This is a genomic window from Lacrimispora sphenoides JCM 1415 (genome assembly GCF_900105615.1).
GTDB lineage: Bacteria > Bacillota > Clostridia > Lachnospirales > Lachnospiraceae > Lacrimispora > Lacrimispora sphenoides.
The window spans coordinates 3243583-3259850 of sequence record NZ_LT630003.1; the positions used below are offsets into that span (position 1 = coordinate 3243583).

Annotated in this window: 14 protein-coding genes and 3 pseudogenes; 2 read left to right on the plus strand and 15 right to left on the minus strand. The window is 45.0% G+C overall.

Going from position 1 to position 16268, the window contains the following annotated elements; translation table 11 throughout:
* Positions 1 to 53: 53 nt before the first annotated feature.
* From BMX69_RS14670 to BMX69_RS14685, 4 genes and pseudogenes are all read right to left on the minus strand, one after another.
* Positions 54 to 404, minus strand: a pseudogene (locus BMX69_RS14670) (transposase); the annotation flags it as partial.
* Positions 405 to 683: 279 nt separating this feature from the next.
* Positions 684 to 1601, minus strand: coding sequence for a homoserine O-acetyltransferase MetA (gene metA / locus BMX69_RS14675; protein ID WP_054791849.1), 918 nt, complete (start codon positions 1599 to 1601; stop codon positions 684 to 686).
* 3 nt (positions 1602 to 1604) lie between these two features.
* Positions 1605 to 3563, minus strand: a complete 1959-nt coding sequence (gene ligA / locus BMX69_RS14680) for an NAD-dependent DNA ligase LigA (RefSeq protein ID WP_100042745.1) — start codon at positions 3561 to 3563, stop codon at positions 1605 to 1607.
* Complete coding sequence (locus BMX69_RS14685; protein ID WP_025234702.1) at positions 3553 to 4341, minus strand: pseudouridine synthase; 789 nt, start codon at positions 4339 to 4341, stop codon at positions 3553 to 3555. Before BMX69_RS14685 ends, ligA begins: the two co-directional genes overlap by 11 nt.
* Before the next feature lie 289 nt (positions 4342 to 4630).
* On the opposite strand from BMX69_RS14685, the gene BMX69_RS14690 reads away from it, so the two are divergent.
* A complete protein-coding gene (locus BMX69_RS14690; RefSeq protein ID WP_100042746.1) occupies positions 4631 to 5029 on the plus strand; it encodes a bacteriohemerythrin in 399 nt (132 codons plus the stop codon).
* A 53-nt stretch (positions 5030 to 5082) separates the two neighbouring features.
* Here BMX69_RS14690 and BMX69_RS14695 read toward each other — a convergent pair whose 3' ends face one another.
* The 8 genes and pseudogenes from BMX69_RS14695 to ilvD form a co-directional block, all read right to left on the minus strand.
* Positions 5083 to 5310 carry a hypothetical protein gene (locus BMX69_RS14695; protein ID WP_054791848.1) on the minus strand — a complete coding sequence of 76 codons (228 nt, stop codon included), beginning with the start codon at positions 5308 to 5310 and terminating at the stop codon, positions 5083 to 5085.
* A 66-nt stretch (positions 5311 to 5376) separates the two neighbouring features.
* Positions 5377 to 6222: pseudogene (locus tag BMX69_RS14700) on the minus strand (nucleoside recognition domain-containing protein); the annotation flags it as partial.
* A 12-nt stretch (positions 6223 to 6234) separates the two neighbouring features.
* Complete coding sequence (locus BMX69_RS14705; RefSeq protein ID WP_100042748.1) at positions 6235 to 7899, minus strand: recombinase family protein; 1665 nt, start codon at positions 7897 to 7899, stop codon at positions 6235 to 6237.
* A 112-nt stretch (positions 7900 to 8011) separates the two neighbouring features.
* Complete coding sequence (locus BMX69_RS14710; RefSeq protein ID WP_054792172.1) at positions 8012 to 8575, minus strand: bifunctional transcriptional activator/DNA repair enzyme AdaA; 564 nt, start codon at positions 8573 to 8575, stop codon at positions 8012 to 8014.
* A gap of 72 nt (positions 8576 to 8647) precedes the next feature.
* The gene (locus BMX69_RS14715) at positions 8648 to 9265 is read right to left on the minus strand and encodes a DNA-3-methyladenine glycosylase family protein (RefSeq protein ID WP_054792171.1); all 618 of its coding nucleotides are present in this window, start codon (positions 9263 to 9265) and stop codon (positions 8648 to 8650) included.
* Positions 9252 to 9722, minus strand: coding sequence for a methylated-DNA--[protein]-cysteine S-methyltransferase (locus tag BMX69_RS14720; protein ID WP_054792170.1), 471 nt, complete (start codon positions 9720 to 9722; stop codon positions 9252 to 9254). The genes BMX69_RS14715 and BMX69_RS14720 overlap by 14 nt, the downstream gene beginning before the upstream one ends.
* A gap of 280 nt (positions 9723 to 10002) precedes the next feature.
* Positions 10003 to 10146 (minus strand): hypothetical protein, encoded by a 144-nt coding sequence (locus BMX69_RS14725; protein ID WP_157724419.1) that lies wholly within the window; start codon positions 10144 to 10146, stop codon positions 10003 to 10005.
* Positions 10147 to 10291: 145 nt separating this feature from the next.
* Complete coding sequence (gene ilvD, locus BMX69_RS14730; RefSeq protein ID WP_100042750.1) at positions 10292 to 12007, minus strand: dihydroxy-acid dehydratase; 1716 nt, start codon at positions 12005 to 12007, stop codon at positions 10292 to 10294.
* A gap of 286 nt (positions 12008 to 12293) precedes the next feature.
* On the opposite strand from ilvD, the gene BMX69_RS14735 reads away from it, so the two are divergent.
* On the plus strand, positions 12294 to 13001 hold the full coding sequence (locus BMX69_RS14735) for a FadR/GntR family transcriptional regulator (RefSeq protein WP_100042751.1): 708 nt from the start codon (positions 12294 to 12296) through the stop codon (positions 12999 to 13001).
* Between the two features lie 70 nt (positions 13002 to 13071).
* On the opposite strand, the gene BMX69_RS14740 is transcribed toward BMX69_RS14735, so the two are convergent.
* The 3 genes and pseudogenes from BMX69_RS14740 to BMX69_RS14750 all read right to left on the minus strand — a co-directional run bounded on the left by BMX69_RS14740 (position 13072) and on the right by BMX69_RS14750 (position 16167).
* Positions 13072 to 14385, minus strand: coding sequence for a redoxin family protein (locus tag BMX69_RS14740; protein ID WP_100042752.1), 1314 nt, complete (start codon positions 14383 to 14385; stop codon positions 13072 to 13074).
* A 172-nt stretch (positions 14386 to 14557) separates the two neighbouring features.
* Positions 14558 to 15862, minus strand: a pseudogene (locus BMX69_RS14745) (FeoB small GTPase domain-containing protein); the annotation flags it as partial.
* A 2-nt stretch (positions 15863 to 15864) separates the two neighbouring features.
* The gene (locus tag BMX69_RS14750) at positions 15865 to 16167 is read right to left on the minus strand and encodes a FeoA family protein (RefSeq protein WP_100042754.1); all 303 of its coding nucleotides are present in this window, start codon (positions 16165 to 16167) and stop codon (positions 15865 to 15867) included.
* Positions 16168 to 16268 lie beyond the last annotated feature (101 nt).

The window sequence follows — 16268 nt, forward strand, 5'->3', positions numbered from 1 at the left end:
TTGCCCTGTCCTTTTTGCACGCTCCCCTATGTTCTCTTGCCCATTATAGTAATATCCATTGCATTCGTTGCATATATCAGGCGTCTGACCGCTTCCGGATACTTGAAATAGGTAGATAGATTTACACAGTTTTCTCTCCACGATTTTCCGGTTTTCGGATATTTACCTCCCCATTTTTCTTCAAAGCTATCTAACTCCAATATAGCCGTTTCTTCGGTCGGAGCCCCGTATACACGCTTTAAATCAGCCATTAAAGGGTTGATTTCTTTGTATGATATAAATTTAGTGGTATTGCGGATCTGGTGAATGATGCATTGCTGTATCTCAGTTTCTGGATAAACAGCCTCTATCGCCTGAGGGAATCCTGTCAGCCCATCCACGCAGGCAATCAAAATATCACGGATATGGTTAGAATATCTTATACATGAAATATGACTTTACGGTTTTACCATATAAATAAGCCCTCCATCAATTGTGCCATTACAATTAATAAAGAACTTATTTATATGATAAAACATTACTGAATTGATCTTGAAAATCTACCCCCATTTTACAAGTGAATCTATCCCTATTTCTACTCCCATTTTCATGATAAATGCTGTTATCCTGCAATAATTTACGACATTTTTCAAATTACAATAAACTAATTAAAAATGCTAAAAACCTTGTAAAATAAAGGATTCTTATTCCTCCGCCTCAAGTAAATAAGGCGTGATCTGATATACATAGAAATTCAGCCAGTTCCCATACATGGTGTTTGCCCCATTTCTCCAATTAAGAACCGGCACCGTATCAGGATCATCATTCTCATAATAATTGCATGGAATCTCAGGCTCCAATCCCTTATCCAGATCCCGGTGATATTCCCCGTCTAAAGTCATACGGTCGTATTCCGGATGTCCCTGGACAAATACCTGCTTTCCGTCCCGGCTCATTACCAGAAGTATCCCGGCCTCTTTTGATTCCGCAAGAATCACCAGCTCCGGCTGCTTTTCAATATCCTCTCTCCTTACTTCTGTGAAGCGGGAATGAGGCGCCATCATATAATCATCCAGACTGCGGACAAGGGGAACCTTCCGGTCCAGAACCTTATGCCGGTAGATGCCTGACAGTTTACTCTCTCTCTTGTATTTCTGTATGCCATAATGGTAATAAAGCCCTGCCTGGGCTCCCCAGCAGATATGAAGGGTACTGGTCACATGGGTTTTGCTCCATTCCATGATCTTCTTTAATTCTTCCCAGTAGTTCACCTCTTCGAATTCCATGTTCTCCACCGGCGCACCGGTGATGATCATGCCATCGAATTTTCTTTTCTTTACCTCATCAAAATAAACGTAGAATTTATTTAAATGGCTGGCTGACGTATTCTTGGAGGTATGGCTTTCCAGCATCAAAAAGGTACAGTCTACCTGCAGCGGAGTGTTGGATAGGGCCCGGAGAAGCTGAGTCTCTGTCTCTTCCTTTACAGGCATGAGATTAATGATCAAGATCTGAAGAGGACGGATGTCCTGGCTTAAGGCACGGTCCTCATCCATCATAAAAATGTTCTCTTTTTCCAGTATGGCTTTAGCAGGTAAATCCTTTTGTACTTTAATCGGCATATTTTATTCCTCCAGCATTTTTATGAAATCCTCTTCTGAAATAATGGGCACTCCAAGTTCCTTTGCCTTTTTATTCTTGGAAGAATTGGACGTAGTATCATTGTTGATCAAATAGGTGGTCTTAGAGGTCACCGAACCGGTAGCCTTGCCTCCGTGGGCTTCTATGGCCTCCTGGAGGGCCTTACGGTTTTCATAGTGGTTCACGGAACCGGTAATAACAAATACCATACCTTCAAAGATTCCGTCCCCCCTGACCTCCATATCACCCTCAAAGCTTACCTCAGACAGCAGGCGGTCCACCATCTCATTATTCTTCTCTTCCTTAAAATAAGTGATCCAGGCATCCGCTAACACCTTTCCGATTCCTGGAACTGCGGTCAGTTCCTCTTCTCCTGCTGCGCGCATCTTCTCAAAATCAAACTTAAATTCCCGGCACAGCATCTTGGCATTTGCCAATCCGATACCTGCGATTCCCAGGCCATAGATCAGCCTTGGAAGGGTGGTATGGGAAGCTTTCTCTATTGCTTTTATCAGGTTGTCGTAGGACTTTTTTCCAAAGCCTTCCATCTGGGTAATAACTTCCTCATGCTGCTCCAGGTGGAAAATATCCGCAAATTCCCGGATGAAACCGGCTCCGATAAATTTTTCCAGGGTCGCCTCTGATAAACCGTCAATGTTTAATGCATCCCTGCTCGTAAAAAGGGTGAAACCTTTCAGCCGTTTGGCCTGACAGTCCGGGTTGGTGCAGTATAAACTCTTGACATCATTCACCTTGCGGATCTCCGTTTTTCCGCCGCAGACTGGACATTGTTCAGGGATCCGTATCTTTTTGCTTCTTGTCAGGTTATCGGCAATCTGGGGAATGATCATGTTAGCCTTATAAACCGTAATTTCATCTCCCTCTCCCAGCTCCAATGCCTCCATAATGCTTAGATTGTGAACGCTGGCCCGGCTCACCGTAGTTCCTTCCAGTTCCACCGGATCAAAGATTGCCACCGGGTTAATGAGCCCGGTTCTGGATGGGCTCCATTCGATGTGGTCTAGTTTTGTTTCCTTGATTTCATCGGCCCATTTAAAGGCAATGGCATTACGGGGGAATTTGGATGTACGACCAAGGGATTCTCCGTAAGCGATATCATCTAACAAAAGCACCAGGCCGTCTGAAGGAATATCATAGTTGGTAATGGCTTTGGAAAACTCTTCTACCGCCTCAGGCAGGGTATCTCTGGTCACCATTTTAAAATCCACCACATCGAAGCCCTGTCTCTTTAACCATTCAAACTGCTCTTTTCTGGAGTTTTTAAAGTCAACGCCCTCCGCCGTTACCAGGCCAAATGCCTTAAAATTCACATTTCTCTTAGCAGTGATCTGGTTGTTTAACTGCCTTACGGATCCGCTGCATAAATTCCTTGGATTCTTGTATTTGGCAGCAACCTCTTCGATCTCTTCATTGATCCGGTTAAAATCCGAATACTTGATCACTGCCTCTCCGCGTAAAACCAGTTCTCCCTGATGGGTTATATTTAAAGGAATGTTAGAAAATACTTTTGCATTATTTGTGATAACTTCGCCGATCTCTCCGTTTCCTCTGGTTACGGCCTTTTGAAGGGTTCCGTGGTTATAGGAAAGAACAACGGTCAGACCGTCAAGCTTCCAGGACAGCACTCCGGTCTGGCCGCCCAGCCACTCCTGCAGACTCTCCGTGCTCTTGGTCTTATCAAGGGAAAGCATGGGAGTTTCGTGGGCCTCTTTTGGAAGCTCGCTTAACGCCTGGTATCCTACATACTGCGTGGGGCTTTGAGAAAGTATGATTCCAGTCTCCTCTTCCAGCTCCTTTAACTCATCATAAAGCCTGTCATACTCAAAATTGCTCATGATTTCCCGGCTTTCCTGATAGTAAGCCTTTCCTGCTGCCGTCAAAACGGCAATCAATTCTTTCATTCTGCTTATGTTAGCGTCCATCAGATATCTCCTTTTTCTGTTCTTTATAGGAACGATTCGTCGAGCCTTTTAAGGCCTCTTTCATCTGGTGGTACTCCCTTTTCGAAAGCTCCCGGTAAGCTCCGGGTTTTAACTCTCCCAGTTCAACATTCATAATTCGCAATCGTTTCAGCATCCGTACTTCAAAGCCAAGCTGTCCGCACATTCGGCGGATCTGGCGGTTTAACCCCTGGGTCAAAATGATACGGAACGCTTTTTCACCGGCCTTCTTTACAACGCAGGGCCTTGTGGTCACATTTAGCTCCGGTAAGAATACTCCCTTTTTCATATTCCGGATAAATTCATCGGTTATCGGGCGGTTGACCTTTACTAAATATTCTTTTTCATGAGCATTTCCGCTGCGCATCATCTTATTCACCAGAGTGCCCTGGTTGGTCATGAGAATCAGCCCCTCCGAATCCTTGTCCAGGCGGCCGATGGGGTAAATTCTTACAGGATAATCCACCATATCCACAATGTTGGGGGCACGGTCTTTATCCGATGTTGTGCATACGATACCTTTGGGTTTATGAACTGCCAGAAGGACCGGTTCTTCCTTATGGCTATTATCTCCTTTTCCTGCGTGAATGGTGCGTCCGTTTACTGTAACTGACTGACCAGGTAAAACTCTCTGGCCGGGCTTAGCCGCCTGTCCGTTTATACAGACTTTCCCAGCCTCAATGAAGCGATCCGCCTCCCTTCGGGAACATACCCCGGCTTCACTTAAAAATTTGTTCAGACGGATTCCTTCTGTCTCCATGTTTCCTCTTTCCTGCCCATACTTTTGGGCATAATGGCATCCCCATAGGCTTCTATATTTTTACTATATACTAAGTAAAAATTATAGCATTACCGGGAAGTTACGTCAATTCATCTGCTTATTTTGAACGTGGTTTTCCCCTGCTATCTTTGGATCCGTATTTTATAATAAAAATGTCCGCATTTTATCTGAAATCTCCTTTCTGCCTATATCTACGGTTGAACTTTTGGAAATTCTAGTATAGAATGGAAGAAGATGTAAATTTATAAAAACATTAGGAGGAATTGTTATGCCGTGGACACCGAATTTATCCGTAGGGATATCAATGATTGATGATCAGCATAAAATGTGGTTTGAAAAAGCAGAAGCGCTGTTTGAAGCAGGGAAAAACAACCGCGCAAAGGAGTACGTTGGAGAGCTTCTTGATTTTTTGGATGATTATACGAAAAAGCATTTTGCAGACGAAGAAAAATACATGATGAGCATTCATTATCCCGGTTATGCAGAGCAAAAGCAGGCTCATACCGCTTTCATTGCGCAGCTGGAGAAATTAAGGAGTGAATATAAATCTTCCGGGGGCAATCTTCTGGTGATTTTAAACGCCAATCAAATGGTAGTGGATTGGCTCACAAAACATATTTCTAACATGGATAAAAAAATTGGTGATTATGCAAAGAATGCTCACTAATTTTTACCGATGAAAAAGGGCGGCCCCGTTGGCCGCCTTTTTCAATGTCCATTTTAAATAAACTTATATTTTACTTCACAGCCGTTGGATATCCGGCTGCAGATGTTTACCACCCGCTCCATGACAGCGGATATTTTTCCTTTGTCCATATCAATTTTCATTTCTTTTAAGTCTTCCGAGATTCTGATATCTTTCACCCCGTCAACCTTGGCAATCTCGCCCTCGATTTTTCTGGCTTTCAACCGGTCTGACAGGGAGTAAACGTGATAGATCCTGCTCACGCTTCACCCTCCTTTCCCATTCGGTATTCTACTCCTATTGTAGACAATCACAGGGAAATTTAAACATCAGAGGAAAACCTTTGCAATAGTTGTGAATAAAAAGCATACCACAAATCCGGTTACAGTTGGGACCAACCAGGAAACAGCCGTCCATTTCATGCTCTGTGTCTCTTTCCGGATGGTAAGACAGGTAGTGGAGCAAGGCCAGTGCATCAGGGAGAACAGCATGGTGCTTACTGCAGTAATCCAGGTCCATCCATTGGCTACAAGAAGATCTTTTAAGACGGAAAGATCGCTGATATCCCGAATGCTTCCCTCTGCCATATAAGACATGATGATGATGGGAACCACGATTTCATTGGCCGGAAAACCCAGGATAAAAGCCAGAAGGATAACTCCGTCTAAGCCCATGAGCCTGGCTAAAGGATCCAGAAAGCCGGAACAGTGGGCCAGCAGGGTCGCATTACCAACCGAAATATTGGCCAGAAGCCAGATGACCAGCCCGGCCGGAGCCGCTACGGAAACAGCACGGCCTAATACAAACAGGGTACGGTCAAATATGGAACGCACGATGACCTTGCCGATCTGAGGCCTCCGGTAAGGCGGCAGCTCCAAGGTAAAGGAGGAGGGAACCCCCTTTAGTATGGTAGCCGATAACAGCTTTGATATGATAAGCGTCATGATAATCCCAAGGATAATCACACCTGACAGGATAGCCGCAGACAATATGGAGGAAAAAGCACCCGTGGCCCCTCCCACGAAGAACATGGTTATAATGGCGATCATGGTGGGGAATCGTCCGTTGCACGGCACAAAATTATTGGTAATCATGGCAATCAGCCGCTCTCTCGGAGAATCGATGATCCGGCAGCCGATAATTCCTGCCGCATTGCATCCAAACCCCATGCACATGACAGCGGAAATTTATGCTAAACCGTTCCTATCTTCTATAGGAGCCACTTTGTAATAGATTCGTATCGTCTGGTATTTACGCCCTGCTTTCCCCTCTCCCCCTTCACTGCTTTGGTAAATCTCAATTCTATCTATAAATTTTCCCAGCAAATCGGAAGAAAGCCCTTTTTCCTGGCTCATATCTTCTAACAGGCTGGACAGCAGGCCGTCAGAAGCAGGCTCACTTTCCTGAACCAAAGAACAGGGTCTTTCCATCATGGCCAGGCTTTCTGCAATCTTCTTTTCCTCTTTTTCAAAGGAATCCAGCATTATATAAAACCGATCCTCACTAATCCTTTCATTTACCCGGTCTTCATAGAGTTTTTCAATTATGTGGCCAAGCTCTTTTTTTCTATTTTTCAGTGAAAACACTGCCTTTTCTTCCCCCTGCATTTCTCCAGGGCTAACAGGCTCACGAAGGGTTTCTTCAATTTCTTCTTTTTCACTTTCTGTAAATGATAGCAGGCTGCGGATTTCCTGAAGAACCACATAATAAAGAAGTTCGTAATCCATAAAGTGATTTGTACATTCTTTCCTTCCGTAAAGCTTATACCCTCCGCATACCAGCTTGCGGGATTTCGCTTTTCCACCGGCTCCTGTGGATGACATGTTTCTGCCGCAGTCCCCACACTTGGCAAGTCCGGAAAAAACATTGGTAAAACCGGTTACCGCTGTGCTTTTGCGGGAAACGCTCCGTCTTCTTACCCGTTCATAAGTCTCCCCGGAAATGAGTGGCTCATGCTTATCCTTAACAACCACCCACTCGTTTCTGGGCTTCCGAAGGGTCATACTGCTTTTAAAGGAAACCTTTACAGTCTTTCCCTGAACAATGTGGCCTAAGTATACGGGATTGCTTAACAGCTTACAGACCGTGCCTGATGTCCATTCCTTTCTCCTGGAATAATCATCCAGGTTTAAATAAGGCCGTTCGGCGCAGCGGTACATGGCCGGTGTCAACACCTTTCTCTTATTTAAAATCTCAGCAATTTGGGATGGAGCCGCTCCCTGCTCCGCCCATTCAAAGATCTCCCGGACAATGGAAGCTGCCACTGGATCAACGAGAAGGTGGTTTTTATTTTGCGGATCTTTCTGGTAGCCGTAGGGCGCAAAATTCCCGATAAATGCCCCCTCATTTATTTTGGTCTGGAATGCACTGCGGATCTTTTTTGATGTATCTCTGGCATACATCTCATTTACAATGTTCTTAAACGGCGCAATATCACTCCACGGACTATCGGAATCATAGCCATCATTGACCGCTATGTACCGGATCCCTCTGGAAGGGAAATAAATTTCAGTAAGCTGTCCTGTCATGATATAATCCCTTCCAAGGCGGGATAAATCCTTGGTAATCACCAGGTTTACCTTCCTTGCATCTATATCTTTCAACAGCCGTTTCCAGGACGGGCGGTCAAAATTGGTTCCGCTGTAACCGTCATCCACATATTCCCCGTAAATTTCAAAGTCATTTTCTATCGCATAGGAACGAAGCATTTTCCGCTGAGTGCCAATGCTGGAGCTTTCCCCTGTACCATCGTCGTCTTTTGACAGGCGCATGTAAAGTGCCGCCTTGTAGCAGGCTGACGCCCTTGCAAAGACGTTCTTTTTCTCATAAGCTGCCTGAGTTAATCGATCCATCTCTTACACCTCCTGGAAAATCTTATTCCAGGAGGTTTGTACCATATACTATAGGTGCTGCTTCCTACCGTACTGCTTCCTAAAGTACTGCTTTCTAAAGTTCACCATTCTCCTAATCAGCATTCTTTCCTGTGAGGTTCTCCCGGTATTCATTGGGAGAAACACCCGTTACACGCTTAAACTGTGTGTAAAAAGATGAAAGACTCCCAAAGCCGCTTTGTAAAGCAATCTGCAGAATATTATCCGGGGTATTTGCCAGAAGCTTTTTTGCATTGTCTATGCGTAAACCATTTAAATACTCCGTCGGGGTCTTTTCATATTGATTCTGAAACAGCTGGAGGATTCTGTTTCTGCTGAGCCCAAGATTTTTCAATTCCTCCCTTAAGCGATCATTGTCTGAATAATAAAGGTCATAAACTACCTTTATTTTTTCCGCATTCTCTCTCTGCGGGTGAAATTCCAGCAAATCAGGACGGCAGCGTTTACAGGGGCGAAGCCCGTTTTCACGCGCCTGCTCCGCTGTATCAAAGAATTCAACGTTTTCACGTTTAGGGCTTTTTGATTTACAGGAAGGACGGCAGAAAATTCCTGTTGTTTTTACTCCGTAATAAAATCTGCCGTCATAAGACGCATCACATTCCAGTGCAGCCTTCCATTTTTCTTCCTCTGTCAGCATGGCAGTACACCTCCTTTCATATATTTGCCGTACTATGGATATGCTTCCGTTCCATTGCCATGTTATCCTACCTTATAAAATGGAAATCTTCCACAAATAAATGGAAGCTACCGAGCCATAGGGTGAATACCGGCTCTTGCACACTTCGAATTGGTCCTTTGTCAGCTTAGGAAAATCATACAGTTTTTCCATTCCCCTGCGAATGGCGATGTCACCCCAGCTAACCACATCAGGACGTTCCAGGCAATTAATGAGAAGCATTTCAGCTGTCCAAAGCCCAACCCCTTTTATCGTCGTTAAGTACCGGATGATCTCCTGGTCCGGCAGTTGCCGCAAATTATTCAGACATACCTTACCCTGTAAAATGTCCTTTGACAGCTCAGAGATGGATATAGCCTTTTTCATGATCATGCCGCAGCGCTGAATTTCATCCGCTGAAACGGCTGATAAGTTTTCCGGGGAAATATCTCCGAGACTTTCCTGCATTCGACTCCATACGGTTTTGGCAGAACTTACAGATATAAGCTGGCCTATAATTGCATTGATCAGAGCAGCAAAGGGATCAGGTATTACCTCCCTCTCCACCCGTCCGAACCGTGCCATCGCATCACCAAGCACCGGGTCTGAATTGGAGAGGTATTCTATTTCCTTTCTGCCGTAATCAAAGAACTTCGTCTCAACGGCCGCCATATGTCAGTTCCAATTCCAGTAGTTGTTCCTTGATTTCAAGGCCTGCCGCATAGCCTGTCAATTTGCCATCTGAACCTACTACACGGTGACACGGTGTCAGGATCAGTATGGGATTTTTACCATTTGCCATACCAACCGCCCGGGATGCGTCCGGCCTTCCGATCATTTCCGCAACCTGCTTATAGCTTCGCGTCTCTCCATACGGAATCTTATACAGGGCTTCCCATACGGTCTTTTGAAACTCCGTCCCTTTTGCAGCAAGCGGCAAATCAAATCTCCTGCTTGTCCCGTCCAGATATTCCTTAATCTGCTCTTCTGCTTTCTCCAACAAAGGGGTCTTCTGCTCTCCAGGAATATCATGGGTATCTTTTACAAAAAGCAACTCAGTAATAAAACCATCCACTTCGGATATTTTAATCGGACCCAAGACAGTTTTAATATATGCTGTATGTTTCATAAGATTTGCCTCCTTTTCTATTACTAATATATCCGAAATCAGTTCGCGTGTCCTCCTATTTTGCACCATTTAATTTTAAATTTACTCTTCCTTACCTGAAAACCTAACAATGGGTATAAAAAAACAGGGCTTTCCAGTCCCCCTCCTCTATTAAGGGGCTGATTAAGTCCTGTTTTAACACCATTATACACATACTTCCAGCAATATTCAAAGCGACTTCCCTATACAGAAGTGCAATGCATCCTGAGCCGGGCTACGGAACGATCATAACTGACTCTGATCATGTCCGTATCTCTCCGGCATCCCGGCGTTTTTTCAATAATTCCAAAACCCGCTCCTTAGCTGTTTTTTCACCAATAAAAACCCGCTCCACCTTTATGGTCATGTTTTTTTCCTCATAAGTCACCTGATCTGATGAATCCATTTCATCCACCTCCTGAGAAATCCTATTCAGGCAGGTTTGTACCATATACCGCGCCCCTCCAACATAGGTTAATCTCATACTATATCCTGAGAAATAGAAAAAGGCATGGCAGCTCCCCTGCCATACCCATTTTCTCTTCCTTTTATTACTCCATATATCCGCCCTTCATTGGCGATACTGCACGTTCACTGAATATTTTCAATACTCCCGACTGGTATTTTGAAGGTCTTGGCTGCCATTGCTCCCGCCGTTCCTTAAGAATCTTTTCCATCTCATCTTCGGTCTTTCGCTGGCCCTTTACGCCTACAATTGCAAGGATCCGGTTAGGAATATCAATTTGGATCATATCCCCTTCCTCCACCAGCGCAATTGGACCGCCATCCGCTGCTTCCGGAGAAACATGCCCGATGGAAGGACCGGTGGAAGCTCCGGAAAAACGCCCGTCTGTGATCAGGGCAATGGTGCGTCCAAGCTCTTTGTCCGATGAGATTGCCTCAGAGGTGTAGAACATTTCCGGCATTCCGCTTCCCTTTGGACCTTCATACCGGATGAATACAGCATCTCCAGGTTTTACACGGTGTTTCAAAACTTCATCAATCGCCTCTTCCTCGCTGTCAAAGGGGCGTGCATTTAACACCGCCTCAAACATCTCCTTTGGACATGCCGTATGCTTAATGACCGCACCTTCCGGTGCCAAATTTCCTTTTAAGATGGCAATTGCCCCATCTGTTCCGATGGCATCATGAAACGGCCGGATTATTTCTTCTTTTTTCACACCGACATTTGCACAATATTCATCACATTTATCATAAAAGCCATTTTGTTTCAGTATTTCGAGATTTTCACCCAGAGTCTTTCCTGTCACAGTCATTGCATCCAGGTGAAGCACTGATTTGATCTCTTCCATGATCCTGGGCACTCCGCCTGCATAGTAGAAGTACTGGGCCGGCCATTTTCCGGCTGGCCGGATATCAAGAAGATAATGGGCGCCTCTATGCAGTCGGTCAAATATCTCAGAATCTATTTCCAAACCAAATTCATGGGCAATCGCCGGCAGATGGATCAGGGAATTGGTTGATCCGGATATGGCGGCATGTACCATGATCGCATTTTCGAAGGATTCCATGGTAACTATATCTCTTGGTTTTATTCCCTTTTTTGCAAGCTCCATGATCTGATGTCCGGCTCTTTCAGCCATATCCTTTAAATCCGGGCAGGTTGCCGGCATAAGAGCGGATCCTGGAAGCATAAGGCCAAGGGCCTCTCCCATGACCTGCATGGTTGATGCCGTTCCCATAAAAGAGCAGGCTCCGCAGGAAGGACATGCATGCTGCTTATAATATTCCAGCTTTTCCGGCTCCAGCTCCCCTCTCTGGCACATGGCGCTGTACTTACCGATCTGTTCCAGGGTAAGAAGATCCGGGCCGGCATCCATAACACCGCCGGTAACCAGAATGGAAGGCATATTCACCCGGCCGATTGCCATAAGATGAGCAGGCACCCCCTTATCACAGCTTGAAATATATACTCCGCCGTCAAATGGAGTCGCGCCCGCATGAATTTCAATCATATTGCAGATCGTATCACGGGAGACCAGAGAATAGTTAATGCCGTCATGTCCCTGAGCCATTCCATCACAGATATCCGTTGTAAAATATCTGGCAGCCTTTCCTCCATTATCTTTTACCCCATCCACTGTCTTATTTACCAGTTCCATCAGATGGGCGCTTCCCGGATGGCTGTCTCCGAAGGTACTCTCCACCATGATCTGCATTTTGGAAAGATCCTCTACCTTCCAGCCCATACCCATCCGAAGCGGGTCTATTTCCGGAGCTAGTTTCCGTATATCCTGACTAACCATAATAATGCTCCTTTCCTGTCTATCTTGAATTTTTCATTTTACATTTATATCTTGATTATAATAATTCATCATATGATTGTCAACTATTCTTCATGATTCATTTCATTATTTCATGAATTTTCCTATATTTTTCATACATACTATCATATACCATCTATTTCTTTTATGTATTCATCAGACCAATATTTCATATGCTCTTGACTCATCTGATTCATTTGTACTTGAAGGAATCAGAAATTACATTTATAATCAGATAAGACTATTGTTCACCTGAAAGGAATTTGCCATGACACCATCACATAAATCTCTTGCCGATACAACAGCGGAAGGAATCATCAAATATATCATTGATAATAAATTAAAAGAAGGTGCACAGCTCCCCAACGAAACCACCCTCTCCTCTCTTATGGGAGTTGGGCGTAGCACTCTGCGGGAAGCCATACGGGCTCTTGTTTCACGCAATATTCTGACTGTTCAGCAAGGGTCCGGTATCTACGTCTGCCACAATACAGGTGTGGCTGATGATCCACTTGGATTCACCTTTATAGAAAATAAGGAAAAGCTGGTGACTGATCTTTTAGAATTCCGCATGATGATCGAGCCAAGGGTCGCCGCTATGGCTGCCTCAAAGGCCACACCGGAGCAGGCCGAGGAGCTTCTCCACCTGGCGGAACGGGTGGCGGAATGTTACGTTTTAGGAAAATCCCACTCAGAAGCCGATGCCATTTTCCATGCTAAGATTGCAGAGATCAGCGGAAATGTCATCGTACCGCAGCTTGAGCCTCTTATTATGCATGCCATTGATATGCTTATTGACATTACCCATTCCGAGTTAAAAGAAGAAACCATAAGAACACATATGTCAATTGTAAATGCCATACGAAAAAACGATGCCATTGCCGCACAGGATGCCATGACTCTTCATCTCATTTACAACCGGGACCGTTTGCGCAAGGCTCATGAAGAAAAATCCTCCAGTAATTTCAACCAATAAAAATGGCATTCCAAAGATTCTTTTCCCCTTTGGAATGCCATAATTGCTCTGTTTTAACGATATCGGCAGATTATTTCCGCTGCCCCTTCATAGTCTGTTCTATAATACTGCGCATTGTATCTTCCGAAAGCTGGCCGCTTGCATAACCAAATACATTGCCATCCTTATCAATCATAAATGTGGTCGGATAAGAGAATACTCCATAAGCCTCAAACAGTTCCGCATTCGTGTCCATCAGAACCGGATAGGTATATCCGTTTTCATTCAGGAATTGTTTAATTCCCTCTTCGTCTTTTTCACTTCCATAATTAGGTGCTGCCACACCAAGAATGATCAGTGCATTATCCCCTTCTGTATCGGCGGTTTCATATATTTTCTGTATGTCCGGCATCTCCGCCCTGCATGGTGGACACCAGGTCGCCCAGAAGTTTAAAAAGATCGTCTTTCCTTTATAATCAGAAAGAGAATGGGTATTGCCATACTGATCGGTTAACGTAAAGTCAACTGCCGGAAGAGGCTGATTGGCTTCATCTGACTCACCAGTATTCCCCGATTCTGATGCAAATTCTTCTTCTGATGCAGACTCTTCTTCCGATGCTTCTGCAGTCGTTTCCGGCTGCGGCGTCTCTCTTGATTCTGTGACCGTAGGTGACGGAATGGATGAAAGGTATCCGGTCACCGCATTCATCTTTCCGGTGAACATTAAAATTCCCATAAATACCATGAGAACTCCTCCGACCTTTACCCCGTTCTTTGCAATATTGCCATGAGTCTTAAAAAATTCAAGCACTGTGGTGGTAAAGAATCCCACTGCCAGAAACGGCAGAACAAACCCCAGGGTATATACTCCGATCAGGACAAAACCCATTGCCTTTGTGGAGGCTGAGGCGGCCATAAGCAGGACACTGGCAAGGGCCGGTCCCACACAAGGGGTCCAGGCAAAGCTGAAGGTGAAGCCCATGATTAGCGCAGTTAATGGAGACATAGCCAGGGTATTAAGGGAAAATGGCAGTCTGCGTTCCCTTCCCAATACTGTAGAGGTCCCAAAAACTCCCAGTTGGTATAAACCGAATAAAACTACCAGGATACCTCCCACTCTTGCAAAAAGAAGCTGGTTTGTTTTAAAAAAGCTTCCAAGAGCTGAGAAGCCCAGCCCCAACAGGAAGAATGCGAAGCTGACCCCGATAACAAAGCAGACAGTGTGAACCATAACCTTGCTGCGTTTATAATAAATACGCCCGTCCTCCCCGCGGACTCCCGTCCCTCCCGACAGATACCCTATGTAAAGCGGGATGAGTGGCAGCACACAGGGAGAAAAGAAGCTGATAATCCCCTGAAGAAACACGGTCATAACTGGAATACTTACGTCGATAGAAAAGCCCAAATACTGTACCTCCTTTTTGGTTGTGCCATATGTTACTGATTTCCGGCGTTTTTAGTTGTGATTCTGTATTATTTTCAGTTACAGTTTGCGTGTAAATAAATATACCATTTCTAAGAAAAAGTGTCAAGTTAAACATGGGAGAATCTAAAAAAAGCATAGATTTCCTTTGTCACATGGTAAGCGCCTGCTTTCCGCAGGCAGAACATTTTTTAAAGCATCTGTCTAAATTAAAAGCCACTCTGGGAAGGTATCCAAAATCCTCCAGAAGAGTAAATAATGGGAAAAATATTGCCATAGGAGGCAGCATAACTGCTACTACCCAGGCCAGAACCCGGTAAACGCCATGAAACAGCAGTTCAGTGATAATCACCGGCACACCGGCAGCGTCAGCCAGCCCGATCAGCCAAGCTTCTATCTTAAACAGCACGGTGCTTATTAACTCTGACGGATAATTGGCTCCTGTTATGGTAATCCAGAAGATTCCAAGTAAAACCAGGAACATAATGGGAAAGCCCGTAGCCTTACTGGTAAAAATCCAATCCAGCTTCCGGTCCTTCCGGTTATAGGTCTGGTTTTCATATTCCACGATATCCATGCATAAATTTTCTGCCTTATTTATGAAAACAGTAGCCATGTCGTCGCTTACCTGCTCCTGGCTGATCCCGGCTGCCTTCCATTCTTCCCAGATTTCAGCAAGACAGGAAGCCACTTCTTCGGAATCAGCTACCGGCTTTCGGTATCTTCTTACGGCTTCCATCAGATTCTCATTGGCATCCAACAGTCTGGCACAAAGCCATCGGGCCTCTGCCTTTCCCTTGGCCAATTGTTCCACTGCGGGCAGGAGCCTGGCAATGGCATCTTCAATATATTGGGGATATTGGATGAGAGCAGGCTTTTCCTCTACCTCCTCTTTTTGTTCCAGGCAGCGTTTTAAACCGGTGTAGATCTGATCCAGTCCCTTATTGCTCCTGGCTGCAGTTCCGGCAACCGGGACCCCCAGGCGCTGTTCCAAGATATCAAGGTTTAAGAAAATTTTCTTCTTTTTAGCCTCATCCATAAGGTTTACACATACCACCACATTGGTCGTGGCCTCCATGATCTGCAGCACCAGGTTTAAGTTTCTCTCCAGGCATGTGGCATCACAGACTACGACTACTGCATCCGGGTTTTCAAAGCAAATAAAATCTCTGGCAACCTCTTCTTCCGTGGAATGGGCCATCAGGGAATAGCAGCCGGGAATATCCACCATAACATATCCCTGCTGACCATCCGAGCACCAGCCCTGGGCATTGGCAACGGTCTTTCCCGGCCAATTTCCTGTATGCTGATTCATCCCAGTAAGCTGATTAAATACTGTACTCTTACCTACATTGGGATTTCCGGCCAGTGCAATGACCTTATCCTCTTCCTTCCGTTTCTTAATTTCCAGACCGCAGTCCACAGACTTTATTCCCATCGATTCCCTGCTTAATCCCATACCTAATCCTCCAGCGAAAGGTTCGCAGCCACCATTTCTTCCCCATAGTGGCGGTTTGCTTTTTCCTCTATATTTGACTGCACCAAGACGCGGCCGGAATCCTCGCTTCTAAGAGCGATCACCGCACCCCGTATTAAAAATGCCGTAGGATCTCCCAAAGGGCTCTTTCCCAGGCACTCCACAGTAGTACCCTCTATAATGCCAATATCCTGTAAGCGTCTTCTCATATCATCATAGGCGGCCAGCTTTGCAATCACTGCTTTCTGACCTCTTTTTAAATCTGTTAAGCATATATTTTCAGACATCCTTCTGCCTCCATACATCTAAAAAAAGTTTCCATATCCTAACATATGCAGTAAATAAAAAACAGGTTCCATTTTATTTACACTGCTTTTTCTCTTCTTAA